Origin of the sequence: Ruegeria sp. HKCCSA071 (assembly GCF_017872555.1) — a bacterium.
In the GTDB taxonomy this organism is placed as follows: Bacteria; Pseudomonadota; Alphaproteobacteria; order Rhodobacterales; family Rhodobacteraceae; genus Ruegeria.
This window is the reverse complement of sequence record NZ_JAEDOX010000008.1, coordinates 74256-99402: the sequence shown is the minus strand read 5'-3', so window position 1 is coordinate 99402 and position 25147 is coordinate 74256. Positions and strand designations below refer to the sequence as shown.

Here is a 25147-nt window from a genome sequence, read left to right as displayed (position 1 = left end):
AACTGTATTCAAATGCATGATTGGCTACGGGAATTCCCGAGTGGTTTGTTCAGCTTTAGGTTGCTAAGCGGCCTCGACGGCAACGCGGAACAGAAAGACGATCTATGAAAATCGCGGACATTGGCAATTCTGAACTGGATTTCAGGCAGACCGGGGAGGCGCGCCTTCAGGAAATTTGTTCGAGGTTCGGACTGGAGAATGCGTCCTACGCCCATATCGACAAGCATCACAACGTTGTCCACGGCTGCACCACGTTCCCGGCCGAATGGGTCAGGCACTACGTCGACAACGACATGGTCCTGGTCGATCCCCTCATCCGGTTTGGCGCCGCAATGATCGCACCAATTGATTGGGCTGTGTTTGATGATCAGCGTGAACACGCACCGCTATTCGATGCAGCGAGAAAATTTGGTGTGGGTCAGCACGGACTATCCATTCCGGTTATCAATCCGTTTGGGGAGCGTGGTGTCTTTACGGTTACCTCCAACCTGCGCCGATCCGACTGGGACGCCTTGGTCGGGAGTATGCTCCCTGCCCTTCGCCACGAAGCGCAGGTCCTGCATCTACTCGCGCTCGATGTGATTGATACAGTTTTCAACTTTCCTACGGATGCGTTGTCCGATCAGGAGATGGATGTTCTGAAGATGCTCGCATCAGGATTGATCCCATCCGTAGTTGCTGGCCAGACGGGGCTCTCCTCCAGGATGGTGCATGCTTTGACGTCTTCGATCGTCACAAAACTCAAGTGCCGGACAACGGAACAAGCAGTGGCGAGAGCTGTCAGCACAGGTATTCTTAAATGGACCGATTTCTTTGCCGACCCGGTCGCCGAACTTGCGGATGTTGAAGGACAGACCCTTTGCGGCGGGATCGTGCGTTGGTCTGGAAGATCACACGAGTTGATCACCTTTGAAGATGGTCGAACGGTGCGGAACTTGGATAGCTTTCAGGCGGTTCAGGTCCAGGAAATTGCCAAAGACTTCAATCTGGATGCTGAAAGGATCCTCGAAGAACTTGGACCCAACCGGGATCAATGCGTGTGGATCAGGCATCTCTGAGTTCGGCCCACGTGCACCGCTTGATTTGCAAAATTGTGAGCAGGGGCAAGTTTCACATAATTTCACTTATGCTTCCGCAATCTGTAGCCGCAAAGCTCAAATGTCACCCATGAGCAATTCAGGAATGTCACTCTCGCCTGCGATGAGGACAGGCAGAGAGTTCGGGCATGGGGTGGGTAATGATGAGCGAGCCGGATTTGAGCCGCATTGTAGTCTTTCCGCAAACTGAGTTGGCCAGATTCGATCCTTTCCGGGCGTTGCAATTAGGTGTCGTTTATTTTTTCTTTGGCGATAGGCTCGTTGAGCAACGCCGTTAGCAGGGGGCATGAGGCCGTACCCTCGGTGCAGGTCTGCACAAGTTCTGCCAGTGCTTGCTCCAACCGTTGGAGGGCGGCGATTTTTGACCTGACGTTGTCGAGATGTCTTGTTGCGACGTCTTCGACGTCACGACAAGCTTGCTCGGGCGCTTTGGACAATTCGCGAAGTGCGCATGCACCCTGAATGGTAAAGCCAAGATCGCGGCAGCGTTTGATGAATCTGAGCTCGGAGATTTCCCGTTCCGTGTATGCGCGGCGTCCCGAGGCGGTTCGACCGGCTTTCTCGACTATGCCTTCCCGTTCGTAGTAGCGGATCGTCTCGACCGACAGACCGGTCAATCTCGCCGCTTCGCCAATCGCAATCATGTGATGACCTTTCCCTTGAACCTGTAGCTACTACAGGGTGCATGTTGTCGGTCATGATGTCGAATTTCACATACCGCGCGAAGCAAAAATCGAGGAAGTCGAACCGGCTTCCGCTCGAGTTCGTCAAAGCCGGAGAAAGCTGACCATGAGCAAGTTTGTTGGCGCAAGCTTTCTTGGATCGTTTACCGCACTTGGCGTTGCGACCTGCTGCATCTTGCCGATGGCCTTGATTTTGCTTGGCTTGGGAGGGAGCTGGCTGGCCGTATTCGGCAAGATCGCCGCCGCGAGTTATTACGTGCTCGGCGGTTCGACGGCCCTGCTGTTTCTCTCTGGCATCGTCGCGTATCGCCGTGGTTCGCTCGACCGCTTCAAATGGTGGCTGACAGGCAGTTTTGCGTTGACGGCCATCGCTTAGGTTATCGTGCTCAACGAAATCCGAATAAATGATTTCCTGATAACCTTGATGTGACGCCATGAGTGAAAAGCACCCGAACCTTGTCAGCACGATCATCTGCCCGGAATGTGGACATTCAAGGCCTGAAACGATGCCAACAGACGCGTGCCAGTGGTTCTACGAATGCACATCTTGCGGAAAAGTCCTGAAGCCACTTCCCGGCGATTGCTGCGTCTACTGTTCCTACGGATCGGCCCCATGCCCGCCAATTCAGGCGGGCGACAAATGCTGCGGTTGATACGGCGACCGGGATGTCGGTTTTGTCCGCAAAGCCGGTCATCAGGCTTTGCGGACGCAGGTATTTTTTCACCGTAGGCTGGAACTTGCCCGGTAGGACAAGGCAGGCGTGAAGTCACGGATCAACTGGTTTGCCGTGAAGAATGTCACGTAAACCAGGCAGCAGAAGCGAGCGCCGTGTTTGTCAGGATCTTGCCAGCGCCATCGGGAAATTATGCGGCCGGGTAGCTGGCGAACACCTCTGTGGTTCCATCCTTGCGGATCAGAAAGACGTCGAAGGCTTCGCGTTCACTTTCCGGCCCCATGCCCGGTGAGCCGAAAGGCATTCCCGGAACCGACAGTCCGACAGCATTCGGGCGTTCGCCCAGCAGGCGCCGAATGTCAGCGGATGGGACGTGTCCTTCGATCATGTAGCCCTCCACGCGACCCGTGTGGCATGACATCATGCCCTCCGGAATCCCATTGGCGGTTTTGTAAGCGTTCAAGGCCTCCCAAGCACTGTTTTCCACGCCTACTTCAAAACCTTCCGCCCGCATGATTTTGATCCACGATCCGCAGCACCCACAATTCGGATCCTTCAGGACATGGATTGAGGGACCGGTTTTCGCGAAGGCGGGAAGCGCCGCGCTGCACGCAATTGCCGCGGCTCCTTGCATCAAGCGGCGGCGGCTCAGGTTATTCATTGTCATGTTCCCTCTTGGGTAAACTTGTCTTAAACCGATATAAAATCGCACCGGTAGGATAAAAGCTGGACCGCATTTACAGGGCCGACTTGTCCGTCACCCTCCGACACTCATCAGATATGGCTTTCTGGGCGACGCAGGGATTTCTCACAATGATCTGGCGCAAACTCTGCTCGGAAGCGGAACCCTCGCTCTCCTTTTTTCGCTGCACCTGCCGTTCTGGGTCCTGCTTGGCAATAACCCGGTTCGCAAGCAACGCCGCTACCCTCCGTTCAAGGCCGGAATTGCGCCTATTTCTCACTGCTGCGTTCTATGGCGCCCACGATCGAACAGTTCTGAATTCCACCACGCCCCGGACACGCCGCGATCAGCTCGTCCAGATTGTTCCTCAACCGTGCAAGCCCTTCGATCCGTTCCTGAATTTCGTCCCGCTTTTTGCGCGCTCTGGCCTGCATCGCGACGCACTCGGTATTTGGTGCCGTGCGCAACTCCAAAATTTCCGCGATTTCTGCCAGCGAAAATCCGAGCTTCTTAGCGCCGGATATGAATTTCAGCCGCCAAAGCGTGTCACCACCATAGTCCCGCGCGCCGCCGTCAATTGGGCGCGGCGGCTGAGTGACAAGGCCCTTCTTTTCATAAAATCTGATCGTCTCGACGCCTATCCCGGTCTCGCGCGCGGCCTGGCCGATCTTGAGTGGTTGCATCGCGGTCTCCCTCCGTCACCGTCATCTTGACACCGTATCATGATACGGAGGTTAAAACATTGAGGTCTTGGTAGTTGCGAGGATGTCAAATGCGGACCTTCCTGAAACGGTGGCTGCTGCCGATATTCGGCTCCGCCCTGGCGCTCTATCTGGTGTTTGCGCTCTACGGCAGCCTCGATTTTGCGCTGTTTCTGCAGGGCCTGCGCGGAGCCAACATGTTCTGGATCGCGATTCTTGCCGCCACCATCCTGCTGGAGCAGCTGATGAGCGGCTGGAAGTGGCGGCAGATCCTGTTCGACGTGAAACCCGTCGGCACCCTGCGGCTGACGGGGGCGCTACTGGCAGGTTATGGCGCAAATGTCCTTGTCCCGCTCGGCATCAGCCCGCTGGTCCGGGCCTGGCTGGTTGCCCGGCTCGACCGCTTGAAGATGGCGACCGTGCTTGCAACCGCGATCATCGCCCGGTTCCTCGACGGCGTCGTTTTCGCCCTTTTTGCCGGAGCGGTGGCCGCCGCCGGCCAGATTCCACAGATCGAGGGTGACCTGCGGCTGGGATTGAGCGTTGCGGGCCTGTTGAACCTGATGCTTTTCGGCAGCCTGCTTTGGGTTCTGTTCCGGTTCCGCGCGTCACTTCTGAGCGAGGACCCTCTGGTCTGCCGACTCTTCGACTGGGCTGCCGCCCGCATCGGGGCCGATGGCGCGTATCTGCGCACCGCGCTCGGTGAAGGGATCGTCTGGCCACAGGCACGGGCCCGCCGCGTCGCCGCCATTGCCGCAGCCATTGCGGGTAAGCTGGTGGCGACAACCCATTTCCTGTGGGCCGGGCTGGCGGTTGGCGTGGTGCTGAGCGCGTGGGATTACCTGTTCCTGATGGTGTTTGCCGGGTTCGCCATGGTTCTGGGTCGTTTCGTGCGCATCCCGGCGAGCTTTGTCTTTGGGGCGGGGTTCGCGCTCAAGGTGCTTGGCGTTCCGGACGAAACCGCCCTTCTGATGATCCTGTTCAACTATGTGCTGACGATCCTTCTGGTGGTCGGGATCGGCCTGACGGTGTTGTGGCAGAGCGGCATCGACATCCGCCGCGCCCGGGCGGAGGCAGAGGCGGCGAATGGCAAGGCGTAATCCCGAAGACACGAGATTTTGGCGCATCGCCGGTGCTGGTGCGGTGTTTCAGGGCGGGTCGGCGGCGGTGGACAGCGCGACGGTGGTGGCCAGTCTGGTGCATATGCTGACCGGTAGCGCGCTGGCCGTGGGCTATGCCAGCACGGTCCTGCGTCTTGGCTGGCTGCTGCCCCAGTTCGCGGTGGGCTACCTCGCCGAGCGCACCGATCGGCGGATGCCGTTCTACGCCCTTGGTGCCTATGGGCGGGCGATCACGGTCGCGATGATCGGTATTCTTCTGTGGTGGGGGGCCGACTGGCCTCAGGTCGATTGGCCTCCGGTTCCGCTGGCGCTCGGGATGCTGGGATTGTGGACGGTCTATGCCTTTGTCAGCGGCGTGGTCGCGGTGCCCTACAACGACATCGTCGGCCGGGCGATCCCGTCCGAGCGCCGCAGCCGGATGTTGGCCTGGCGCTTTTTCGGCGGCGGTGTTCTGGCGGTTCTGGTGGCGGGCTTTCTGCGACACGCGCTCGACGTGATGCCGCCGCTCAGGGCCTATGCGCTGATCTTCTGGCTCGGCGCGGTGCTGATGATCGTCTCTGCGACGCTTTTTGTCTCCGCGGGTGAGCCCGCTACCGCTGCAAGGGCGCCACGGGACCGTCCTGCCAATCTGTCTGGATTTCTGCGCGAAGGTTTCTCGACGCTGCGGCAGGACCACCGGTTCCGGCTGTTCCTGATCTTCCAATGGCTTGGTGCAGCGACGCTGATGGCGTTGCCGTTCTATGTCGTTGCCGCCAGCCGCAGCGGCCTCGGGGCGGCGGATGTCGGAACGCTGTTGGCGGCGCAGACTGTCGGCGCGCTGGCCTCGAATCCGCTCTGGGGCCACATCGGAGACCAGGCGGGCAAATTGCGCCTGCTGGGGATAGTGGCACTGGTGCGTCTCGGACCTCCGGTGCTGGTTTTGCTGCTTGTGGTCACGGGTTCGGGGCTGACCGGTTTCGCGGTGCTGTTCTTCCTGATCGGCGCGATGATGAACGGGGTGACCATCGGCTATCTCGGCTATTTGCTGGAGATCTCGCCCGACGACCGCCGCCCGGCCTATTCCGCGTGGTTCAACAGCTTTGCGGCCCCGGCGGCGCTGGCGCCGCTTGTGGGCGGTGTGGTGGTCAGCATGATCGCCATCGAAGCCGTGTTCATCGCTGCGATCCTGGCCGCGCTGGGACAGGTCGCGATCGCCGCGCGGCTGACACGGGGTTGAAATAGCACCTTGTTCAGGACCAAAGCGTTTCCTCTCAACCCGCAATTCAGATGCGATCCTGTCAAAAGGCAAGATGGCATGTCTAAACATGGGCGAAGCAGAAAACGTTGAGCGCAGCGATTAGAATTGTTCCGTTCAGAACATGACGGCGAGGTCTCTTCTCGAAAACTCCAGAAAGCGGGGTACATGTCGAATTCCGCCACATAGCATCGCGGCGCTGATCGAGGGATATTCGAGGACTGACAAACGAACTTGGTGAGGCACGCGCCTCTGAACAAAGTTCACCGCGCCGTCACCCAATTTTGACCCGTGTGTCGGTGACGAACTCGTAAGGGGGCAGATCGAGGTTGCGGGGCGCGGGGCCTTTCCGAATTCTGCCAGACGTGTCGTAATGTGAACCGTGACACGGACAGAACCAACCGTCCCAGTCTCCGGTGGGTTCGCTGCCGCCCTGCCCGAGTGGTATGCATCCCAGATGGGTGCAAACGCCAATAACTACCAGCCATTCCGGTCGCTGTACGCGCTCGGCGTCAGGTTGCGGGTCGATCATTGGTGCATCGTCTTCTGCTATCGCCAGCGCGATCCGCTCTTTAGTCCGGTGGTCGATAAAGATCGGCTTGCCTTTCCATTTAACAGTGATCCTCGTTCCTGGTCCGACACCTTCAAGATCTATGTCGACAACGGCTTGGGCGGAGATGTCTGCACTGGGGTTCATGCTGTTAACAAGTGGCCAGACCGCCGCGCCCGTGGCCACGATGGCGGCACCGCCGGTGACGAAGTATAAGAAATCGCGCCGAGTTTCAGGCTCTGAAGGTGCCTGTCTTTCAGAAAATTCAGACATATTGTTCCTCCTGTGCGTCAGGACGGGTTCATCGAATGATAGGACTCGGACGAGGTGGATCAGTCGCCTTGGTCCTCTTCTTCACCGCGATGCCCCATTCCCTATTCATCAGAGTGATCTTCGTCGGTGTCACCGTGCAATGCCTTTACAGTTAGTGCACCGGCCGTCAGGTGCAGTTCAGTTGCTGCTCTCCGAATTGGATTTGCTAACATGGCAATTTCCCTTCCTTATTGGGTTACAAATTTGTTCTGATCAGTTGGCCGTTGCTGCTCCTTGTTGCGCAGTGTTCTTGCCGCAAAGCCGCCAGCCATACAGGGCGCCGTTCTCAGTGTTTGCCGTGGCCGCGATGCATTAAGAAATGCATGCCCACGCAGACCAGCAAGAACAGCAACGGAGAACTGAGCAAAGGATAGAGTGTCTCGCGGTATTCCCAGCCCAGAACAGCGGCGCCCAACGCGATCGCAATGACAACCGGGAGCCAATTACGCTTGGCACCGTTGGCCGTCTGATCTTCGGTTTTGGGCGCTTCGGCCGTTACGTCAGAGCTGACCCTTTCGGTCGTCTCCTGTGTGGCGCGGGTTTCGTCGAAATTTGATTGGGTCATAGCTGATTTGTCTCCTTTTCGATGATCCATTGTTTGAGAAAGATGCGCTCATAGACGAAGACCAAGCCGATGCCAGCAACGGCATATACTACGATCATCGGGTCGGAGCGCAGCTTGAGTATTGTGAACGCGGTCAGGACTACGCAGTCCAGCGCCAGGGCGGTCAGCAAGACCCATCCACGGGCTTTGATCTGACCGCGCAAGCGTCGCCAGACACCCCAATGCACCGCCATGTCCATCACCAGGTAAAAGAACGCCCCCAACGAGGCGATGCGAGACAGGTCGAACAACACCGCAAGCAGGCCCGCAATCACGACCGTGTAGATCAGCGTGTGAGACTGGATGCTGCCCGTCATGCCGAAATGGCTGTGCGGGATCATCTTCATGTCGGTCAGCATCGCCAGCATCCGGGACACAGCGAAAACGCTGGCGATCAGCCCCGAGGCCGTCGCCACCATCGCCAGCGCCACGGTCAGGTAGAACCCGCCCTGCCCCAGCACCGGCCTGGCAGCCTCGGCCAGGGCATAGTCCTGCGCCGCGCGGATTTGCTCGGGCGGCAGGCTGACACCGACGGCAAGGGCGACCAGCAGGTAGACCACCGCGCAGATCGCGATCGAGATCATGATGGTGCGCCCGACATTGCGGTGCGGGTCGACGATCTCGGCCCCGCTGTTGGTGATGGTGGTAAAGCCCTTGAAGGCGAGGATCGACAGGGCTACCGAGGCGACGAACCCCAGCGGCGCGGCCGGTTCCGAGCCCTGAACCTGCCAGGTTCCGCCCGCAGCCCAAAGTGCGGCGATGCCGAATATTGCGATCCCGCCTATCTTGAGCGCCGACATGATGATCGACCACAACCCCACCGACCGGTTGCCCGACCGGTTCACCGCATAGGCAAAGACGATCAGCGCAACAGCGACCAAAGACACCAGCGGTCCGCTCTCGATGTTGAACGGGCGGAGCGCATAGGTCGCGAAAGTACGCGCGACGAGGCTTTCGTTGATCACCATCGACAGTGCCATCAGCAGCGAGGCCGCCGCCGCAACCGCCCCGGGCCCATATGCCTTGGTCAGGATCATGGCGATGCCGCCTGATGAGGGCCAGGCGTTGGACATGGCGATATAGGTATAGGCGCTGAAAACCGTCACCACGGCCCCGACCACGAAGGACAGCGGAAACCATGGCCCCGCCAGCCCGGCGATCTGTCCGGTAAGTGCAAAGATCCCAGCGCCAATCATCACGCCGGTCCCCATGGCGACGGCTCCGGTCAGCGAGATTGATCCGGGCTTCAGCGCGCCACTGGCGCCGTGGGTACTATGCTCGTGCGTGCTCAAATCTTCGCCCCCCGCAATCGCAGCGCATTCAACACCACTGAAATCGATGAAGCACTCATAGCGAAGGCCGCAAACATCGGGCTGATCAGGATGCCGAAAAGCGGGAACAGAAGACCCGCCGCCACCGGAACGCCCGAGGCGTTGTAGATCAGGGCAAAGAATAGGTTTTGCCGGATATTGCGCATGGTAGCGCGGGCCAGCCTACGGGCGCGCACGATGCCATCAAGGCTTCCGTTGACCAGCGTGAAGCCTGCACTTTCGATCGCCACGTCGGCACCGGTCCCCATGGCGATGCCCACATCGGACTGCGCTAACGCGGGTGCGTCGTTCACTCCGTCACCCGCCATGGCGACCTTTGCGCCTTTCTCCTGCAGTTCGCGAATTATGCGGGCCTTGTCCTCGGGCAGTACGTCGGCTCGAATCTCATCGATACCCAGACGTTCGGCCACCGCCTTTGCAGTGCGTTCGTTGTCGCCAGTCGCCATGATGATCCGGAAACCCAGTTCGTGCAGCGCCTTGAGTGCGGCTGGTGTTGTTTCCTTGACCGGGTCGGCGACGCAGACCAACCCCGCCACTGAACCATCAAGCATCACGAACATCACCGTTTCGCCGTCATCCCGACGCGCATTGGCCTTGGCCGTCAGTTCGGCCGCCTCGAGTCCGAGATCGGTGACCAGTTTCAGATTGCCGAGCGCGACGGGGCGGCCATCCACCGTGCCTTTCACGCCTTTACCAGTCACCGCCTCGAAGTCACTGGCGTCGGACAGGGCTACGCCACGTTCCTCGGCTCCTGTGACGATTGCCTCAGCTAACGGGTGCTCCGAGCCCTTCTCCAGCGTTGCGGCCAGCCGCAGCACCTCGACCTCGTCATGGCCAGGTTCGGGTAATACAGCCACAAGCTTTGGCTTGCCCATGGTCAGCGTGCCAGTTTTGTCGACGATCAAAGTATCGATCTTCTCGAACCGCTCCAGCGCTTCGGCATTTTTGATCAGCACTCCGGCCTGCGCCCCGCGCCCCGTGGCCGTCATGATCGACATCGGAGTGGCCAGGCCAAGCGCGCACGGGCAAGCTATGATCAGTACCGACACCGCTGCGATCAAGGCGTAGGAGAGCGCCGGAGCCGGTCCCCAAATTGCCCATGCAATAAAGGCCAGCGCAGCTATACTTATGACCGCCGGTACAAACCAGCCCGCCACTTTGTCAGCGTATTTCTGAATTGGTGCGCGCGAGCGTTGCGCGTTGGCCACCATTTCGACAATCTGGGACAGCATTGTGTCAGAGCCCACTCGGGTTGCTTCGATCACAAGGCTACCGGTGCCGTTGATTGTGGCCCCTGTGACCGGCTCGCCTTGTACCTTTTCGACCGGAACCGGTTCGCCAGAGATCATGCTTTCGTCAACAGATGAGCGCCCTTCGAGTACAATGCCGTCTACTGGCACCTTGTCGCCGGGGCGTACGCGAAGGCGGTCACCTACCTGTACTTCTTCAAGCGGAATTTCCTCTTCACTGCTGTCAGGGCGGATAATGCGGGCGGTCTTTGCGGCCATGTCCAGCAAAGCGCGGATTGCCTTTCCTGTGCCTTCGCGTGCCCGCAGTTCCATCACCTGCCCGAGCAGAACAAGTGTAACGATAACTGCGGCCGCTTCGAAATAGACCCCAACATGGCCTTCTGAATCTCGAAAACCGTCCGGAAATATGTGGGGCATCAATACGGCGACAACGCTGAACAGCCACGCGGCCGAAACCCCCATGGCAATCAACGAGAACATGTTCAGGTTCATGGTGCGAAACGAATTCCACCCTCGTTCCAGAAATGGCCAACCGCACCAAAGAACAACCGGAGTGCCAAGTATCAGTTCAATCCATAGGGTTGTTCGCTCACCAAAAATCTCTCGCACACCAGACAGCCCAACGTAGGGGCCCATCGTGAAAACCAAAAGTGGAAGCGTCAGAATCGCACCTACCCATAGGCGCCGGGTGAAATCCACCAGTTCCGGGTTCGGCCCCTCGTCCACCATCGCCGCGCTTTCCAGCTCCAACCCCATGCCGCAGAGTGGACAGGACCCGGGATGGGTTTGCCGCACCTGCGGATGCATCGGGCAGGTATATACGGGTCCGTCATAGCCTGTCGGAACGATGTCATATTCACCGTTCTCGTCCGTCGCGCCATGATGCGCGGAATGGTGGTGATGCGCATGCGCATCCACCTCGCCCTCGGGCACAAGGTGCATCCCGCATTTGGGACAGTCGCCGGGCCCAGATTGACGCACGTCAGAATGCATGGGGCAGACGTAAGCGACCTCGGTCGGGCCGTTCGCGTGGATTCTGATGTCGTGGTCTTCTGTCATGTTCTGCTCCCTGGTTTAAGCTTTGGTCGTAGAGCCGTTTAATTACGCAATGCCGGGCACAGTCCTTCAGGGCAGAACAACCATCTGGTGGCCCTCACCCAGTATCGGCATTTCGGTAATAGCCGTCAGGCTGACTTGATCGACGATCCAGACCTTCGGTTCGGTTCGGCTTGATACCATCACTTTGCCTGAGTTCGGTATGGTCGTCAGGTGATAAGGTGCCGGTGACAGGTTGGTCGAGCGCTGTTTGCCCGTAGCAAGATCAATCGACAACAACCGGTCGGTGCCTTTGGCGGCCACGAACAGTACGCCCTCGCGGTCGGACAGGCCGATCCCGTGCAACTCGCCTCCAATGTCATAGGTTTCGGTGACAGAACCGCTGGCAAGATCTACGCGGAAGGCCTTGCCACCATCACTGTCGGCTACGAAGGCGGCGCTGCCGGTGGCGTTAAGTACAAGATGCTCAGGGCCTTCGCCGACGGGCATGTTGCGTACGACGAAGCCTTTGACGACATCCACTTCGCTAAGTGTACCATTGCCGGTATTGGTGACATAGACCCTGTCGCCGTCAGGCGCGAATACCGCATAGTTGGGCATTGGCCCGGTTGCTACGAAACCAAGGAAGCTGAGCTTATCGAGATCGACGATCGAAATACCGTCACCGCCCGGATGGGTCGCCACCGCGAACCGCCCGTCGGGCGACACCGCAGTGTGATGCACCGCACCTGGAACCTCGATCTGGCGGACGACCTCGCGTGTTTCCGCATCAAGGATCGTCAGCAGGCTCCGCCCCTTGTCTTTGGGCAACGCAGTGACATCGCGCTTGGCGTGGTGCGCAGCGTGTTCATCCTTGGACATACCTTCGGGTTTTGGTGGCGTTGTGGCCTCGGTTTCTGCGTAGCTGCCCGCGACCAGGTACTTAAAGCCGGGCGCGCCGGCCAGCCCATGGACCGCCACGAGCCTCGGCAGCCGCTCGACGGTCTTGCCGGTTTCGGAGTCGATCACCAGAACCGAGTCCGCGCTGCCTTCGGGAATGAACACGGTTGCCGCCAGCGTGAGCGAAGGCGCAGTCAAAGCTGCGACGGACAGGCCTGCGGCCAGATTGAACAGGGTCATTTAGGTTTCCTTTCGTCAACTGAAACGCGCGCATTGGCGGGCACGTGCAGAAAAATCCGGTAGATGACGGCCATCAGGAAGGGCGTCAAAAGCAGGGTCAGAGCGATGGCCTTCATGGCTTTGTCCTTTCAATCAGTTGAGTTTTGTGCGAGCCGCAAAGACATTGAACAGTCCGCCGAACAGCAACGCGGCGTACCAGCCGTAGAGAAACGCCCATAACAGTCCCAACAGGAATGAGGGCAGGCTGAGCCAAGTCATTCCGGGCATCAGGCCGATCCAAGCCCGGTACATGGCAAAACTTGGAAAGATCAGGTCAAAGGCCACGCACAGCAGGTAGGTTGCGGCCAGAAACAGGCTGAGCGCCCAGCCAAGGGTTGTCACCGGAACACCGGGATGATGTTCTTGTGTCCCCATCACACAGGGGCCACAGGTCAGGCGCAACAGTGCGAATAGCACCACGCCCGTGACGAAAAAGTACAGAATGGTAAGCATGGTAAGTGTCCTGAACTGAGTTGGGCCGCAATCAACGGCTTGGGCAAGACCCCGGAGCGATTCCGGAGCCATTGCCGGTCACGTTCAGGACAGGTTTGGCGGATGTGGTAGTGGTGCGACCGGCAGGCTTGCGCGTGGCCGGAACCGTTCTGGCGCCACGGGCGTAGCAATACGCATCGAGAGCAATTCAGGTGCCGCCATAACTGCCATCGCATAGCAGCCCGGGTGCACTGAGCAGTCTAATTCTTCTGATGGATGAGACGCGGGATACCCACCGCTGTCATCGATCACAAGCTCGGCCTGGGTGGCGGCCTTCGCGATGTCATGCCCGGCATGGGACGGCACAACAGAGATCAGCATCGAAACCACCAACGCACAGATCAACAGGACCTGCAGCCGGCCCATGGCTCGGGCCGTCCGTGTCGCAGTTGATATCCATTGTGCGCGGATCACTTAGGGTTTCCTCCATTCTCCAACAGTTTAGGGCCGCTTGGACCGGTCGCATTGATCTGGCTCAATTCGTGGTCTGAAGAGCCAACAGGCATCTTGCGTTTCCAAGCCAACCAGATAAGTGGCGCCCCCGTCAACAGCCCAAGCCCGATAACCGCAAGGCTGGTGCCGCCTGTCGCGGTTTCGGTAATCTGGCTGCCCAGATGGGCCAGAACGAAACTGGCCGGCAGGAGTCCAGCCAAGGTGGCCAGTGCGAACCGCCAAAATTGAAGTCGGGTCAGACCGGCGGCATAGCTGACCATGTCGAAAGAAACGAAAGGCATCAGGCGGCTGGTGAACACGGTCAACATCAGGGCATTCTGCGATCCAAGCAACCCCAAGTCCAGCTTGTCGCCGAACCACTGGCGCAGCGCGTCGCGCCCCAACCAACGGGCTATCAGGAACGCCAGCAGCGCCCCCAACTCCGCTCCGATAGCAACCAATGCGGTTCCCAGCCCATGCCCATATGCCACCCCGGCAGCGACAGCGATCGGAGCGCTGGGGATTGGGCTGGCAACCACTGCGGCTGTCATGAAGCCGATGATGACAACGGGTCCGAACGGGCCGGCCCAATCCACCCACGCAGTAATGACTTCGCGCGATAGTCCTGCGTCCAACGCGCCAGACAGCCACAACCAGATGGTGGCGATCAGCAACGCGATCAAAACCGCGATGAAAACCAAACGGCTATTGCTGTGCAGGCCCTCCAGCTTTCGTTCCTCCTATGACATAGCCCTCCACCCCTAAACGGGAGTGACGGATTCCGAGGTCACTTAGCGATGTATTTGATCAGCGCTACGATCGCCAGAACGATCAACACTGCGATCAGCAACATCCAGATCATTCCAAACCCCATTCCAGCGCCATAGCCCATCATCGCTTTGTTCCTCAGTGGTTTGTGCCGAGTGCGATGACCCGGCTACACGGTTGCGTTTCAGTTGTTGGTTTCAGAAGCCTTTGTCACAGGTTTCGAGGCCTTCATGCCGTGTTTCGGCGACATCGTCTTTGCGCCTTTCTCGATTTCCCCTGTGGTCACAACGCCATCGCCATTGGCATCAAGATGCTGAAATCGGTCCACCATGGTTTCGCGGATCATCCCGGAATGCAGCGCTTCGAACTCATCAATCGACAGGTTGCCATCTCCATTGACGTCATGCGCCTGCATCCGGGCCTTCAGACCTTCGGCGATCTCAGATTCGCTCGGGCGACCGTCCTCGTCCATGTCCAGAACCGCCAGCCAGTTGCCGCCCATCATCTGGCCATGCATTTTCACCATCATTTGCATCATGCCTGCGTGATCGCCCATCATGCCGCCGGGCGCACCCTGCATCATGCCGCCCTCATGGCCCTGCATCTGCGCGCTGCTGCCATGCTGACCGGCGGCAAGCGCGGGCAGCGCCATCAAAGTCGCGGCAATGGCTCCAGCGGCCAGCGTGAAGGTACGTTTCATGACTTTCACCTCTCGGGTTTTTGTTTCTACACAAAGCATATGGCCGCCCTCGGTCGCGCCACCACCCCCCTGCTCAACCCGGTTTGTATCGTTGTGTCGCAGCCCGCCCAACTGATACAAAGGGATACAAAAAAGCCGGGATTTGTACCGCGCCGGGGCTTATGATTGCGCCATGACTGAAGCACCACATATCTTGATTGTCGACGACCACCGCGAAATCCGTGATGCTGTCAGCCGCTATCTGGAAAAGAATGGGTTGCGCGCCAGTACCGCGCGCGACGCAACCGAGATGGACGCACGACTGGCGGCCGGTCGGATTGATCTTATCGTACTCGACATCATGATGCCGGGCGAAAACGGATTGTCGGTCTGTCGCCGCCTGTCCGCGGCCGGTGGCCCGCCGATCCTGATGCTGACAGCCCTCAGCGATGACACCGACCGTATCGTGGGTTTAGAGATCGGCGCCGATGACTACCTGCCCAAACCATTCAACCCACGTGAATTGCTGGCCCGGATCAAGGCGATCCTGCGGCGTTCCGAAACCACCGTCCCCCCGGCTGGCGATCTGAGCGGCAAACGGATCGCCTTTGGAAGCTGGGTTCTGGATGCCGACAGTCGCACCTTGATATCCGCCGAAGGGGCCGAAGAAAGTCTGACCACCGCCGATGTCCGGCTGCTGGCCGTATTCCTGCAGCGGCCCCGCAAACTCCTGTCGCGAGACGAACTGCTGGATTTGACCGCCGGCCGCAGCCCGCACTTGTTCGACCGTACGATCGACAACCAGGTCAGCCGCTTGCGTCGCAAGATCGAAGCTGACCCAACGCGGCCGAAGCTCATCACCACGATAAGAGGTGGCGGTTATTGCCTGTCGACCGACGTGAGCGAGCTTACGGGATGAAAGCCTTTGCCCAAAGTCTGCGCGGTCAGCTTATCCTTTTGATCATCGCCGCGCTGGCTGCCGCGCAACTGGTCAGCCTGTGGCTGTTCGTCGACGAACGCTCAATGGCAGTGCACATGGCCCTTGGCCTGGAAACCGCCGGACGCGCCGCAAACATCGCGCGGCTGATTGAAGAAGCTCCACCCGAGATGCACGACGCGATCCTGCGGGCGGCAAGTTCTCCACTGGTGCGTTTCAGCCTTACAGATACGCCCGCAGTCGATCACACCGGACATAGCGCTGGTGGGACGGTCGAAAACACAATCCGCAGAATTCTGCCAGGCTATGAAAACCGTCCCATCCGGGTAGAGTTGCATGAGTTCTCTCCCGATATGCTGCCGGTTGAAGGTGTTCCGTCTACAATGGCTGAAATGCACATGGCAATGATGCGTGATCACGTTTCCGCAATTGAAATGCAGCTGTCGATCGCTCTGACGACCGATCAATGGCTCAACGTGGATACCCGGTTCCATAACCCTCCTCTGCAATGGCCTTTGCAGTCCTTCGTCAGCTTCGGTTTCACTGCAACTTTAATTCTTGGAGCAGCCATTTGGTTTCTACTGACACGGCTGACCGGCCCGTTGCGCCGCCTGTCACTGGCTGCAGACCAGTTTGGTCGCGGTGAAGACGTCCAGGAACTGACGGTTTCTGGTCCGACCGAGGTGCGAGATTTGACGCAGGCGTTCAACCATATGCGTGATAGGCTGACTCGCTATGTTGCCGATCGGACCAGACTATTGGGGGCGCTGGGTCACGATTTGCGGTCGCCACTGACGGGATTGCGGGTTCGCGCCGAACTGGTGGAGGAAGAGGAGACCCGTGACCATCTGATCGAGACCATCGAGGAAATGCAGGAGATGGTGGACTCCACCCTGTCATTTGCCAAGGGCGTGGCCACGCGCGAACCTTCCAGTACCGTCCCAATTGGTGAATTCGTAACCAAAACGACCGAAGACATTGTGCAAGCCGGTGACACGGTTGAAGTATCGGTCGCAGACAATCCGGCCGTCACGCTTCGGCCGATGCTGATGAAGCGAGCTCTGCGCAATATCATTGAAAACGCCTGCCGGTATGGTGCCCGGGCCAACGTCTCAGTCATGCAAGAGGGGAATGAGGCAAAAATATTGATCCAGGATCAGGGGCCCGGCATCCCCGAGCATATGCTCGATGCGGTATTCGACCCATTCGTGCGGCTTGAAACATCCCGCTCGCGAGAGACTGGCGGAACCGGCTTGGGGCTGTCGATCGCACGTACGATCATCCAGTCGCACGGTGGCACGATAGAATTGCTAAACGGGGAAACTGGCGGCTTGTGCGCTAAGGTGGTTCTGCCAGTTTTTGAGGGCCAAACGTAACTTGTGAACACAATCGGCATGCCCCGAAAGCTTATTGGAAGCGTACCGCTTTGGGCCAGTTTCAGGTGTGGGCTCAAACGCAGCGGCGGAGAACACTGAACTGGAAAGACTGACTTTCCCCCCAAGAGGTTTGGTGCAGGTGATGGCGATGCGCGACGAGTTCAAAGTGTTCCTCAAAAAGCACGGCGATATCGCTCGGACTATAGCGGGCGACAGGGAGACCACTGCAAGTCTCCGGCCCATCAAGTGCAAACGTAGCAATGATCACATGGCCGCCAATTTTTACCCCTTTCTTCACGCTTTCCAGATAGGCCGCGCGTTGCGATGTATCCACGAGAAAGTGAAAAACCGCCCTATCATGCCAGACGTCATATCTGCGATCGGGGACCCAAGAAGTTATATCTGCAGAAATCCAAGTGACTGTTTCAGCGGCGCGCCCCAACCTTTCCCGGGCCGTGTCCAACGCGACCTGCGATAGATCGAGAACTGTCACGTCATGGAGCCCCTTCGCAAGCAACGCTCCAGCAAGACGAGATGTACCTCCACCAATGTCGATGACGGATGAAGGCTTAGACACTCTGATCAACTCGATGAGTTCAAGCGATATCTCTGGATCATCCTCGTGCCAACTCAATTGGGTGTCAAACTTCTCGCCATAGACATCGTCCCAGTGCTCTCTTGTGTTAGCTGTCATGTCGTATCGTTTTCCCAAGTCGTCGCCCTGGAGATATCCTCATTTTGACCGCTCCGCGCTGCGTTTTCGACTGAAGCAAAAACCAACAAGGCAACGCCCCAGACAATTCGACGCTGGTCCGTTGAATGGCCGCGTGAAGTCATCTCGGCGACAATGTAGTACACACATTCCAATTGTGAAATGTTTTAGGTGGGATTTGCTTGTCGGTCAGATTTCCACTGGGCTGCGCAAGTAGCTCCAGAATTTTGCGCAGTTTAACTGCAGTGGCGCGGGCCGGAGATACCGAAGCGTTGGCAGTTTGTGTACTGCTTGCCTGGATTGCTCTGTTCAATCAGTATAGCCGGAAGATTTTCTGAGCTTTGGAGCTTCAATCAGTCAACGAATTGCTTAAAGCGCCTTTAACCGACAATGGACTGATAACTTATGAGCAGAGCCACAGATCGTTGAAATACGATTTGGTTCTTGAGTGGCTCCTACTCCATTTCTCTTAGTTCATAGAATTTCCTACAGTCGTTGAAACGGCGAACAATCACATCATTGGTGAATAGCTGCCGCATCAACAGACTCAGTTTTTCATGATCGCGCCGATCGCATACATACCATCATCGCTTTTGACCAACATCAGTGTGACTTCGTCACCTGCGCTGATCTCACCCATCATCTGGGCATTCTCAAGAAGCTGCAAATCCATCGTCATCGCGGGCCACCCGATCTCGGGGATCGGATCATGGCTGACGTTAGCGGTTTCGTCGCCAATTGAGTTCACCAAAGCCTTTGCGTGGACCGCACCTTCCATCTGTTCGGAAGACATGGGCATGTTGGAATGGTCCATGCCGTGGTTCGTTTGCGCGATGCCGGATGTTGTAGACACGGCCAATAGGGCCAAAATTGCAGTCAAAGTTTTCATCAGATGCTCCTGTTTCAAGGTTGTGGGTATTATTCTGCCGGAAGCGCAGGGGGCACTTCCTGGATCGTGTGGGAGATCTCTCGGTTCACGCGATTGAGCGCGAGCCGTTTCCAAATCACGAATATTGCGGGAATGACAAAAAGCGTAAGAAGGGTCGCTGTCACCATGCCCCCAATCATCGGCGCAGCGATCCGCTGCATGATTTCAGAGCCTGTACCGGTGCCGTACATGATGGGTATCAGTGCTGCAAAGATCGTGGCTACAGTCATTACCTTCGGCCGAACCCGAAGAACGGCTCCTTCGAACACCGCGTCTTCGATATCGTCACGTGTCAGCTTTCGCTGTTCCGATTGCGCCAGCCCTCGACGTTTCTCCCAAGCAAGATTGAGGTACAACAACATGACAATCGCTGTTTCCACGGCAACTCCCGCCAGCGCGATGAAGCCCACGAGCACAGCAATTGAGATATCGAAGTTAAGATACCATAAGAACCAAACCCCACCTGCCAATGCGACCGGGAGCGCCGCAAGAATTATCCCGACCTCAATCACCCGATTGAACGCCAAGAAAAGCATGAGCGTGATAATTAGCAGGGTTGCAGGAGCAACGATCGTCAACCTGTCCTGCATTCTCTCTATGTACTCATACTGCCCTGACCAAGTCAGCGAGTAACCTGGAGGCAGGTCGACCTTTTCTGTAACCACCTCTTGTGCTTCGGCCACATAGCCGCCCAGGTCGCGCCCCGCGATGTCGATGAACACGAACCCAGTTCGTCGAGCGTTCTCTGATCGTATCATTCCCGGCCCGTCAACTATTCGAATATCGGCGAGAGCGGACAGTGGCACATGAGCACCCGACGGCGTGACGACAGGAAGATTTTCGAGCCGTTCCGGGCTGTCTCGCCATGCCTGAGGGTACCGAAGGTTTATAGGAAACCTCTCCAGCCCCTCCACAGATTCCGACACTTGCATACCGCCAATTGCGGTCTGCACTACGTCCTGAACTTCTCGAACACTCATCATGTATCGGGAGGCGGCATCTCGTTTGACGTCGATTTCGATGAAACGCCCGCCAACAGGTCGCTCTGCGTAGGCGGAAGCCGTTCCATCAATATCAGCGACCGCACGCTCTACTTCGATCCCTATATCTGTAATGACCTCCAAGTCGGTGCCGGATATTTTGACACCGACAGGAGTACGGATACCTGTCGCAAGCATATCGATGCGGTTCTTGATAGGTTGGATCCAAACATTTGTAACGCCCGGAACCTGAACGATACGATCGAGCTCATTCCGGATTTTCTCCATTGTCATGCCGGGGCGCCATTCTTCTTCCGGCTTGAGTTGGATTGTGGTCTCCACCATCGTTAGAGGTGCTGGATCGGTTGCAGTCTCCGCACGCCCAACTTTACCGTGAACAGTTTCGACTTCAGGCACGGTCGCGATCAGGCGGTTGGTCTGCTGCAGTACCTCACGGGCTTTTCCCGTCGAGATCCCGGGGTAGAAGCTCGGCATGTAGAGAAAATCACCTTCGTTCAACTCGGGCATGAATTCAGAGCCAATTCTCTGGTACGGGTACCACATGGACGTCACCAGAACGCCGGCCAACAGTGTTGTTGCCCATGGCCAGGCAATTGCCGCGTCCAGAAATGGGCGGTACACGAACACAACCAAGCGATTTAGCGGATTTTTTCGCTCCGGTAGAATACGCCCCCTTACAAAGTAACCCATCAAGACCGGAACCAGCGTTATCGAAAGGATGGCGGCTGCAGCCATGGCGTAGGTTTTGGTATAAGCGAGTGGCGAGAAGAGCCTACCTTCCTGATTTTCCAGAACGAAAACAGGCAAAAAACTAACCGTGATAATCGCCAGAGAATAAAAAAGGGCTGGTCCCACCTCAGAAGCGCACTCTTGCACAATCCGCCATCGGTTCTCTGCTGTGAGCTTTTCTTTTTCCAACCGCCTGTGCATCGCCTCGATCATCACAATCGATGCGTCGACCATCGCACCAATAGCGATGGCTATGCCGCCGAGCGACATGATGTTTGCGTTTACTCCTTGCGCCTTCATCAGAATAAATGCGGCAAAGATTCCCAGAGGGAGCGACAGAAGAATTACGAGGGATGACCGCAGATGAAGTAGAAAAGCCGCGCACACAAGAACAACGACAATGAATTCCTGCGTCAGTTTCTTCTGGAGGTTATCGATAGCACGCTCGATCACACCAGATCGGTCGTAGGTCGTTATGATTTCGACCCCCTCCGGCAGGTTTGAGCGCAACTCTTCGATGCGCGCCTCCACCGCTTTGATCGTTGCCAACGCATTCCCACCCCATCGCAGAATGACTACTCCACCAACCGCGTCTCCTTGCCCGTCGAGTTCTCCGACACCGCGCCGCATTTCCGGCCCCAGACGGATTTCAGCGACGTCTCCAAGCGTCAGAGCGGCGCCACGGTCGTTGACCATCAACGGCGCGCTTGCAAGGTCTGACAATTCGTCAATGTAGCCCGAGGACCTGACCATGAATTCGGCTTCCCCCATCTCAATGACGCTGCCGCCCGTCTCGCGGTTGGCCGCCTGAATAGCCGTCCTCAATTGTGCAAGTGTTATGTCATAGGCACGTAGTTTGTTTGGGTCGACGACGACCTGGTACTGTTTGACCATTCCGCCGATGGTGGCGACTTCTGAGACGCCTTCCACGGCTTGTAATTCGTATTTCAGAAACCAATCCTGCAGAGTCCTGAGCTGAGCCAGATCATGATTTCCGGTTCTGTCAACCAGCGCATACTGATAAATCCACCCGACCCCAGTCGCATCAGGGCCAAGTTGTGGTGACACGCCCTCAGGTAAGCTGCCGGTAATCTGGCCCAAGTATTCGAGCACACGCGACCGAGCCCAGTAGAGGTCCGTCCCGTCCTCAAAGACAACATATACAAAGCTGTCTCCAAAGAACGAGAACCCGCGAACGTCTTTTGCACCGGGTACGGCCAATAGGGCTGTCGCAAGTGGATATGTGATTTGGTTTTCGACAACTTGAGGCGCTTGCCCGGGATATGGCGTGCGAACAATTACCTGGACATCCGACAGATCCGGGATTGCATCAACCGGCGTCTCACGAATGGCCCAAATACCCGCAACTCCTATCATGAATGCGAGGGCCAAGATGACGAACCTGTTGGCGAGCGAAGAACGAATGATGGCCGTGATCACTGCGTAACACTCCCATCAAGCGCGACCTCTAACAGCGTCATCGAAAAGTCGGGATTGCGGCGAAGGATCAAAGAAACATCAATCCCTACAGGCAAGTTAGAAACCTCAATCCCCTCCGCAACCGGGAAATCCATGGTCATGCCCGGCATGCCGATCTCAGTCATCGGACCGTGTGTTACGTTCGCGGTACGCGCGTTCGGGTCGATACTGTTAATCCGGCCAGAAACCTGAAGTGGCGGTGCAATAGGCGTTGCCGCAGCCAACACCATTGTCATGCCATCTGCACGCGCGAAAGTCAGAGTCATTTCAGAACCGACTTCGAGCATGCTTGTGTCCAATGTAGGTTCTAATGGGAAATCCATGGTCATTCCGGGCATGCCAATCTCAGTCATCGGCCCGTGAGTGATGGTTGCCGTTCCCGCCTCAGCATTAACGAGGTTGATCGTGCCGGTGACTACAATCGGTGGAGCAGAAGGCGTGTCGGTTTCTTCGGGTTCAACGGAATCCGTCGGCGGCGAGCCCTCTTCGCGAATTGCCACAATCGAGAACATCCCCCCTTCTCCCTCAGCCAGATCAAACTCAATTGGCATGTCGATTGGCACGGTAGTGAGATCTACTCCTACAACAGGCAAATCCATTGTCATGGCGGCCCAACCGAGCTCGGGGATCGGTCCGTGCTCAAGCGTCAATTTGCCGTCTGAAGTGACGGCGCGCGCGATTCCGGCACCAGTTCCGGCAATACCATCGTCTGGTGCAAGCTCCATCAGGCTCAGAAGCCCATCCGCACCCCGTGCGATCACGAAAGCGACTGCGTCGCCTGCACTCAAGCTGTCGAGCGAAACACCAGACCTCACCGGAAACTGCGAAGTCATTGCGGGCCAATCGAGGCTTTCGAGAACATCGTGACGAACAGTTGCCATACGATTTTGGGCATCGAGTGAAACCAGGGTGCCTGCCCCGCGTGCTGGTTCGGTATCCGTTGGTGCCATTCGGGTGAAACCGGCGCTCAAAGCACTTTCACTGTCGATTAGAAACTGTGCGGATGCGACAACTTCCTCACCAGGTTCAAGCCCTTGCAGAACTTCTGTTCGACCCCCCTCGCCGAAACTGTCTCGAAGACCTGTAGTCACCAGTCTCGGGCGAAAAGTACCATCGCCTGTTTTTAAGATGACGCGTTCCGCCGAACCGGTACGAATTAACGCCTCTGATGGAACAGTGAGAACATTTCGGCTTTCATCCGGTATAAGGCTAACACTGCCAAACATGCCCGGCCGCAGCACGCCGTCGGTGTTATCGAAACTAAGCCTTACGGGAAGAGTTCGGGTTTGCGGATCAAGCTCAGGGTAAACATAGTCGATGTCGCCTTCGAAGGTGCGACCGGGTAGGTGCTCGAACCTTGCTATCGCGCGCATATCTTCCGACAAACGTGCAATATCTCGTTCAAATACATCAACGATCAGCCATACTTCAGAAAGATCGGTTACCGAAAAAGCAAGCGTGCCTGGCTGCAGGTACATGCCATCGGCGGCATTCAGAGCTATGACGACACCGTTTTGAGGTGCCTCAATTTCCACATTTCGAACCAACTCACCGCCCGCCTCAATCTCAGCAACCTGACGAGCGGACATACCGTGGCTGATCAACTTATTGCGCGCCGCGTCCAAAATCCGCGGGTCACCAGCTTCGACTGCGCGTACAAGATCGCCGGTCGCAGCTGCGATCAGTGGTGAAAAGAGTTCAAATAAAACTTGCCCCTTCTCAACGCGATCACCGACCGCTCGAACTTTCAGTTGCTCAATCCAACCTTCAACACGCGTATGAACGTGATTGGTCAGGTGTTCGTCAAAGCCGACGAAACCCACCGTTTCGATGCGAGGTTCGATATCAGTCATGCGTGCAACCGCAGTTCGCACACCAATTGCGTTGATTTCCGCAGCGCTCAGGGTGACTTCTTCAGGGTCGCCGGTAGGTTCCTGCCCAGAATAAACCGGGATCAAGTCCATACCCATCGGCGATTTTCCAGGTCCAGGCTGCCGAAAATTCGGATCCATCGGTGCTACCCAATAAAGGACCTCTGGTTCGTTCGACTGGCCCTGATCAATTGGATTCAGGTACAGTCTTTCAAGAAAGACACCTCCACCCAGGCCAATCGCCAAGGCAAGTACTGATAGTGCCGCATATCTTCCACGCATAATAATCTCCTGACGGTCGCAGTGCATGCTCGAACCGAAACAACATGAAAACCCGCGCTGACGGGCCTGTGGATGTTAGGAGATTTGTGGAGGACGATCGGGCGTCAGAGGCGCTTGAGAGTTGTGGATGTCGGAATCCATGTTACGGTTTTTCTGGCCAAAAGCTTCAGCCAAAACCGCAAGTCCTACGTGGGTCGGATATTCGCCAACACAACAGATACCGGAATGACATTCTCCGCTGTGATTTACGTGGCTATCCGTGTGGATTTGGCCAGTCGTCGGATGCAAACCGCTATGGTCGTGTTTGAAGTCTGATGACTTTGCAGCCATTGAAACGCCGTGAGGCTCAGAGGTGCTACTGTTTTTGACGTCACTGCTCGCGACCACAACAGTGCCGACGAAGGTCATCGCCAAGCAGACGCATGTCAGAAACGTCATTCGCAACACTGAGAAAAACTTCCACTTCATCCCGTGCAGTTAGGACGAACGTAACGAGTGTTCAAGCCAGTCGGAGGAAAAAACAGGTGAGTTGGTGCGCTGTATCGAAATGAAGCGGATTCCCGCGAATACACGTAACAAACTGCCAAAATAGGAGGCAGTTCATACGATGAGCGCATCTAAGTTTGGCCGAGGTTCTTCAGGATCGGGCAGTCGGGACGGTGGTCTCCGGCACATTCATCGATTAAATGAGACAGTGTAGCATGCATGGCCTTCAGGTCCGCGATCTTGGCATCTATTTCTTTTAGGTTCTGTTTGGCGATATCCTTCACGTCCGCGCTTGCGCGTTCTTTGTCCTCGTACAACGCCAGTAGTGAACGGCAATCCTCAATGGTAAAGCCCAATGAGCGGGCCCGCCCGATGAAGGCCAGTTTGTGCAGTTCCTTTTCGTCGAAATGTCGATACCCGTTCAGACTGCGCCTGGGTTTGATGAATCCGATATCCTCGTAATAACGGATGGTTTTGGCAGGCAGACCCGAACGTTCTGCTACATCTCCGATATTCACAGCG

The 25147-nt window shown here is 57.2% G+C and carries 25 protein-coding genes; 8 read left to right on the top strand and 17 right to left on the bottom strand.

Annotation, left to right across the window (positions count from 1 at the left end; genetic code table 11):
- Window positions 1-104 precede the first annotated feature (104 nt).
- Window positions 105-1058 carry a LuxR family transcriptional regulator gene (locus I9188_RS14815; protein WP_170417956.1) on the top strand — a complete coding sequence of 318 codons (954 nt, stop codon included), beginning with the start codon at window positions 105-107 and terminating at the stop codon, window positions 1056-1058.
- A gap of 263 nt (window positions 1059-1321) precedes the next feature.
- Here I9188_RS14815 and I9188_RS14810 read toward each other — a convergent pair whose 3' ends face one another.
- On the bottom strand, window positions 1322-1741 hold the full coding sequence (locus I9188_RS14810) for a MerR family transcriptional regulator (RefSeq protein ID WP_170417953.1): 420 nt from the start codon (window positions 1739-1741) through the stop codon (window positions 1322-1324).
- A 145-nt stretch (window positions 1742-1886) separates the two neighbouring features.
- Between I9188_RS14810 and I9188_RS14805 the strand changes: the two genes are divergently transcribed.
- Both I9188_RS14805 and I9188_RS20265 read left to right on the top strand, forming a co-directional pair.
- Window positions 1887-2156: a hypothetical protein gene (locus I9188_RS14805; RefSeq protein ID WP_209599665.1), complete on the top strand. Its 270-nt coding sequence runs from the start codon at window positions 1887-1889 to the stop codon at window positions 2154-2156.
- 58 nt (window positions 2157-2214) lie between these two features.
- Window positions 2215-2433: a GDCCVxC domain-containing (seleno)protein gene (locus I9188_RS20265; RefSeq protein WP_237215937.1), complete on the top strand. Its 219-nt coding sequence runs from the start codon at window positions 2215-2217 to the stop codon at window positions 2431-2433.
- A gap of 211 nt (window positions 2434-2644) precedes the next feature.
- Here I9188_RS20265 and I9188_RS20455 read toward each other — a convergent pair whose 3' ends face one another.
- Together I9188_RS20455 and I9188_RS14795 are read right to left on the bottom strand one after the other, a co-directional pair.
- Complete coding sequence (locus I9188_RS20455) at window positions 2645-2917, bottom strand: DUF411 domain-containing protein (protein ID WP_348540343.1); 273 nt, start codon at window positions 2915-2917, stop codon at window positions 2645-2647.
- Between the two features lie 488 nt (window positions 2918-3405).
- Entirely contained in the window at window positions 3406-3819 is a 414-nt protein-coding gene (locus tag I9188_RS14795) for a heavy metal-responsive transcriptional regulator (RefSeq protein WP_170417943.1), read from the bottom strand.
- Between the two features lie 89 nt (window positions 3820-3908).
- Here I9188_RS14795 and I9188_RS14790 point away from each other — a divergent pair, with 89 nt between their 5' ends.
- Together I9188_RS14790 and I9188_RS14785 are read left to right on the top strand one after the other, a co-directional pair.
- Window positions 3909-4937, top strand: a complete 1029-nt coding sequence (locus tag I9188_RS14790; RefSeq protein WP_170417940.1) for a lysylphosphatidylglycerol synthase domain-containing protein — start codon at window positions 3909-3911, stop codon at window positions 4935-4937.
- On the top strand, window positions 4924-6174 hold the full coding sequence (locus I9188_RS14785; RefSeq protein WP_170417937.1) for an MFS transporter: 1251 nt from the start codon (window positions 4924-4926) through the stop codon (window positions 6172-6174). The genes I9188_RS14790 and I9188_RS14785 overlap by 14 nt, the downstream gene beginning before the upstream one ends.
- A 292-nt stretch (window positions 6175-6466) precedes the next feature.
- Here the strand turns inward: I9188_RS14785 and petA are convergent, their stop codons facing one another.
- The 9 genes from petA to I9188_RS20260 all read right to left on the bottom strand — a co-directional run bounded on the left by petA (window position 6467) and on the right by I9188_RS20260 (window position 14845).
- Window positions 6467-7015, bottom strand: a complete 549-nt coding sequence (gene petA / locus I9188_RS14780) for a ubiquinol-cytochrome c reductase iron-sulfur subunit (RefSeq protein WP_050605700.1) — start codon at window positions 7013-7015, stop codon at window positions 6467-6469.
- A gap of 325 nt (window positions 7016-7340) precedes the next feature.
- Window positions 7341-7619 carry a DUF2933 domain-containing protein gene (locus tag I9188_RS14775; RefSeq protein ID WP_170417934.1) on the bottom strand — a complete coding sequence of 93 codons (279 nt, stop codon included), beginning with the start codon at window positions 7617-7619 and terminating at the stop codon, window positions 7341-7343.
- On the bottom strand, window positions 7616-8950 hold the full coding sequence (locus I9188_RS14770) for an APC family permease (protein WP_255612171.1): 1335 nt from the start codon (window positions 8948-8950) through the stop codon (window positions 7616-7618). The genes I9188_RS14775 and I9188_RS14770 overlap by 4 nt, the downstream gene beginning before the upstream one ends.
- The gene (locus I9188_RS14765) at window positions 8947-11232 is read right to left on the bottom strand and encodes a copper-translocating P-type ATPase (protein WP_170418025.1); all 2286 of its coding nucleotides are present in this window, start codon (window positions 11230-11232) and stop codon (window positions 8947-8949) included. Before I9188_RS14765 ends, I9188_RS14770 begins: the two co-directional genes overlap by 4 nt.
- A gap of 132 nt (window positions 11233-11364) precedes the next feature.
- Window positions 11365-12414: a YncE family protein gene (locus tag I9188_RS14760; RefSeq protein WP_170417931.1), complete on the bottom strand. Its 1050-nt coding sequence runs from the start codon at window positions 12412-12414 to the stop codon at window positions 11365-11367.
- Between the two features lie 132 nt (window positions 12415-12546).
- The gene (locus I9188_RS14755) at window positions 12547-12906 is read right to left on the bottom strand and encodes a hypothetical protein (RefSeq protein ID WP_152460765.1); all 360 of its coding nucleotides are present in this window, start codon (window positions 12904-12906) and stop codon (window positions 12547-12549) included.
- A gap of 84 nt (window positions 12907-12990) precedes the next feature.
- Entirely contained in the window at window positions 12991-13359 is a 369-nt protein-coding gene (locus I9188_RS14750; protein WP_157054266.1) for a hypothetical protein, read from the bottom strand.
- Complete coding sequence (locus I9188_RS14745; RefSeq protein ID WP_331252139.1) at window positions 13356-14078, bottom strand: TVP38/TMEM64 family protein; 723 nt, start codon at window positions 14076-14078, stop codon at window positions 13356-13358. Before I9188_RS14745 ends, I9188_RS14750 begins: the two co-directional genes overlap by 4 nt.
- A 251-nt stretch (window positions 14079-14329) precedes the next feature.
- The gene (locus I9188_RS20260; RefSeq protein ID WP_170417928.1) at window positions 14330-14845 is read right to left on the bottom strand and encodes a calcium-binding protein; all 516 of its coding nucleotides are present in this window, start codon (window positions 14843-14845) and stop codon (window positions 14330-14332) included.
- Between the two features lie 172 nt (window positions 14846-15017).
- Between I9188_RS20260 and I9188_RS14735 the strand changes: the two genes are divergently transcribed.
- Window positions 15018-15743 (top strand): response regulator, encoded by a 726-nt coding sequence (locus tag I9188_RS14735; RefSeq protein ID WP_170417925.1) that lies wholly within the window; start codon window positions 15018-15020, stop codon window positions 15741-15743.
- On the top strand, window positions 15707-17137 hold the full coding sequence (locus I9188_RS14730; protein WP_237217564.1) for an ATP-binding protein: 1431 nt from the start codon (window positions 15707-15709) through the stop codon (window positions 17135-17137). The genes I9188_RS14735 and I9188_RS14730 overlap by 37 nt, the downstream gene beginning before the upstream one ends.
- A gap of 73 nt (window positions 17138-17210) precedes the next feature.
- On the opposite strand, the gene I9188_RS14725 is transcribed toward I9188_RS14730, so the two are convergent.
- From I9188_RS14725 to I9188_RS14710, 4 genes are all read right to left on the bottom strand, one after another.
- A complete protein-coding gene (locus tag I9188_RS14725; protein ID WP_170417923.1) occupies window positions 17211-17831 on the bottom strand; it encodes a class I SAM-dependent methyltransferase in 621 nt (206 codons plus the stop codon).
- Window positions 17832-18396: 565 nt separating this feature from the next.
- Window positions 18397-18738, bottom strand: coding sequence for a copper-binding protein (locus I9188_RS14720; protein ID WP_170417920.1), 342 nt, complete (start codon window positions 18736-18738; stop codon window positions 18397-18399).
- 29 nt (window positions 18739-18767) lie between these two features.
- Complete coding sequence (locus I9188_RS14715; protein ID WP_170417917.1) at window positions 18768-21947, bottom strand: efflux RND transporter permease subunit; 3180 nt, start codon at window positions 21945-21947, stop codon at window positions 18768-18770.
- Complete coding sequence (locus I9188_RS14710; RefSeq protein WP_170417912.1) at window positions 21944-24139, bottom strand: efflux RND transporter periplasmic adaptor subunit; 2196 nt, start codon at window positions 24137-24139, stop codon at window positions 21944-21946. Before I9188_RS14710 ends, I9188_RS14715 begins: the two co-directional genes overlap by 4 nt.
- Window positions 24140-24253: 114 nt before the next feature.
- Between I9188_RS14710 and I9188_RS14705 the strand changes: the two genes are divergently transcribed.
- Complete coding sequence (locus tag I9188_RS14705) at window positions 24254-24454, top strand: hypothetical protein (protein WP_209507580.1); 201 nt, start codon at window positions 24254-24256, stop codon at window positions 24452-24454.
- Between the two features lie 302 nt (window positions 24455-24756).
- On the opposite strand, the gene cueR is transcribed toward I9188_RS14705, so the two are convergent.
- Complete coding sequence (gene cueR, locus I9188_RS14700; RefSeq protein WP_152460772.1) at window positions 24757-25143, bottom strand: Cu(I)-responsive transcriptional regulator; 387 nt, start codon at window positions 25141-25143, stop codon at window positions 24757-24759.
- Window positions 25144-25147 lie beyond the last annotated feature (4 nt).

What these genes read in the sequence shown, in the direction of transcription:
- I9188_RS14765 (WP_170418025.1), bottom strand. Translation starts at nt 11,232, where the DNA reads ATGCATTCTGACGTGCGTCAATCTGGGCCCGGCGACTGTCCCAAATGC.
- I9188_RS14805 (WP_209599665.1), top strand. Translation starts at nt 1,887, where the DNA reads ATGAGCAAGTTTGTTGGCGCAAGCTTTCTTGGATCGTTTACCGCACTT.
- I9188_RS14810 (WP_170417953.1), bottom strand. Translation starts at nt 1,741, where the DNA reads ATGATTGCGATTGGCGAAGCGGCGAGATTGACCGGTCTGTCGGTCGAG.
- I9188_RS20265 (WP_237215937.1), top strand. Translation starts at nt 2,215, where the DNA reads ATGAGTGAAAAGCACCCGAACCTTGTCAGCACGATCATCTGCCCGGAA.
- I9188_RS14710 (WP_170417912.1), bottom strand. Translation starts at nt 24,139, where the DNA reads ATGCGTGGAAGATATGCGGCACTATCAGTACTTGCCTTGGCGATTGGC.
- I9188_RS20260 (WP_170417928.1), bottom strand. Translation starts at nt 14,845, where the DNA reads ATGAAACGTACCTTCACGCTGGCCGCTGGAGCCATTGCCGCGACTTTG.
- I9188_RS14720 (WP_170417920.1), bottom strand. Translation starts at nt 18,738, where the DNA reads ATGAAAACTTTGACTGCAATTTTGGCCCTATTGGCCGTGTCTACAACA.
- I9188_RS14755 (WP_152460765.1), bottom strand. Translation starts at nt 12,906, where the DNA reads ATGCTTACCATTCTGTACTTTTTCGTCACGGGCGTGGTGCTATTCGCA.
- I9188_RS14735 (WP_170417925.1), top strand. Translation starts at nt 15,018, where the DNA reads ATGACTGAAGCACCACATATCTTGATTGTCGACGACCACCGCGAAATC.
- I9188_RS14815 (WP_170417956.1), top strand. Translation starts at nt 105, where the DNA reads ATGAAAATCGCGGACATTGGCAATTCTGAACTGGATTTCAGGCAGACC.
- I9188_RS14795 (WP_170417943.1), bottom strand. Translation starts at nt 3,819, where the DNA reads ATGCAACCACTCAAGATCGGCCAGGCCGCGCGCGAGACCGGGATAGGC.
- petA (WP_050605700.1), bottom strand. Translation starts at nt 7,015, where the DNA reads ATGTCTGAATTTTCTGAAAGACAGGCACCTTCAGAGCCTGAAACTCGG.
- I9188_RS14790 (WP_170417940.1), top strand. Translation starts at nt 3,909, where the DNA reads ATGCGGACCTTCCTGAAACGGTGGCTGCTGCCGATATTCGGCTCCGCC.
- I9188_RS14785 (WP_170417937.1), top strand. Translation starts at nt 4,924, where the DNA reads ATGGCAAGGCGTAATCCCGAAGACACGAGATTTTGGCGCATCGCCGGT.
- I9188_RS14760 (WP_170417931.1), bottom strand. Translation starts at nt 12,414, where the DNA reads ATGACCCTGTTCAATCTGGCCGCAGGCCTGTCCGTCGCAGCTTTGACT.
- I9188_RS14725 (WP_170417923.1), bottom strand. Translation starts at nt 17,831, where the DNA reads ATGACAGCTAACACAAGAGAGCACTGGGACGATGTCTATGGCGAGAAG.
- I9188_RS14775 (WP_170417934.1), bottom strand. Translation starts at nt 7,619, where the DNA reads ATGACCCAATCAAATTTCGACGAAACCCGCGCCACACAGGAGACGACC.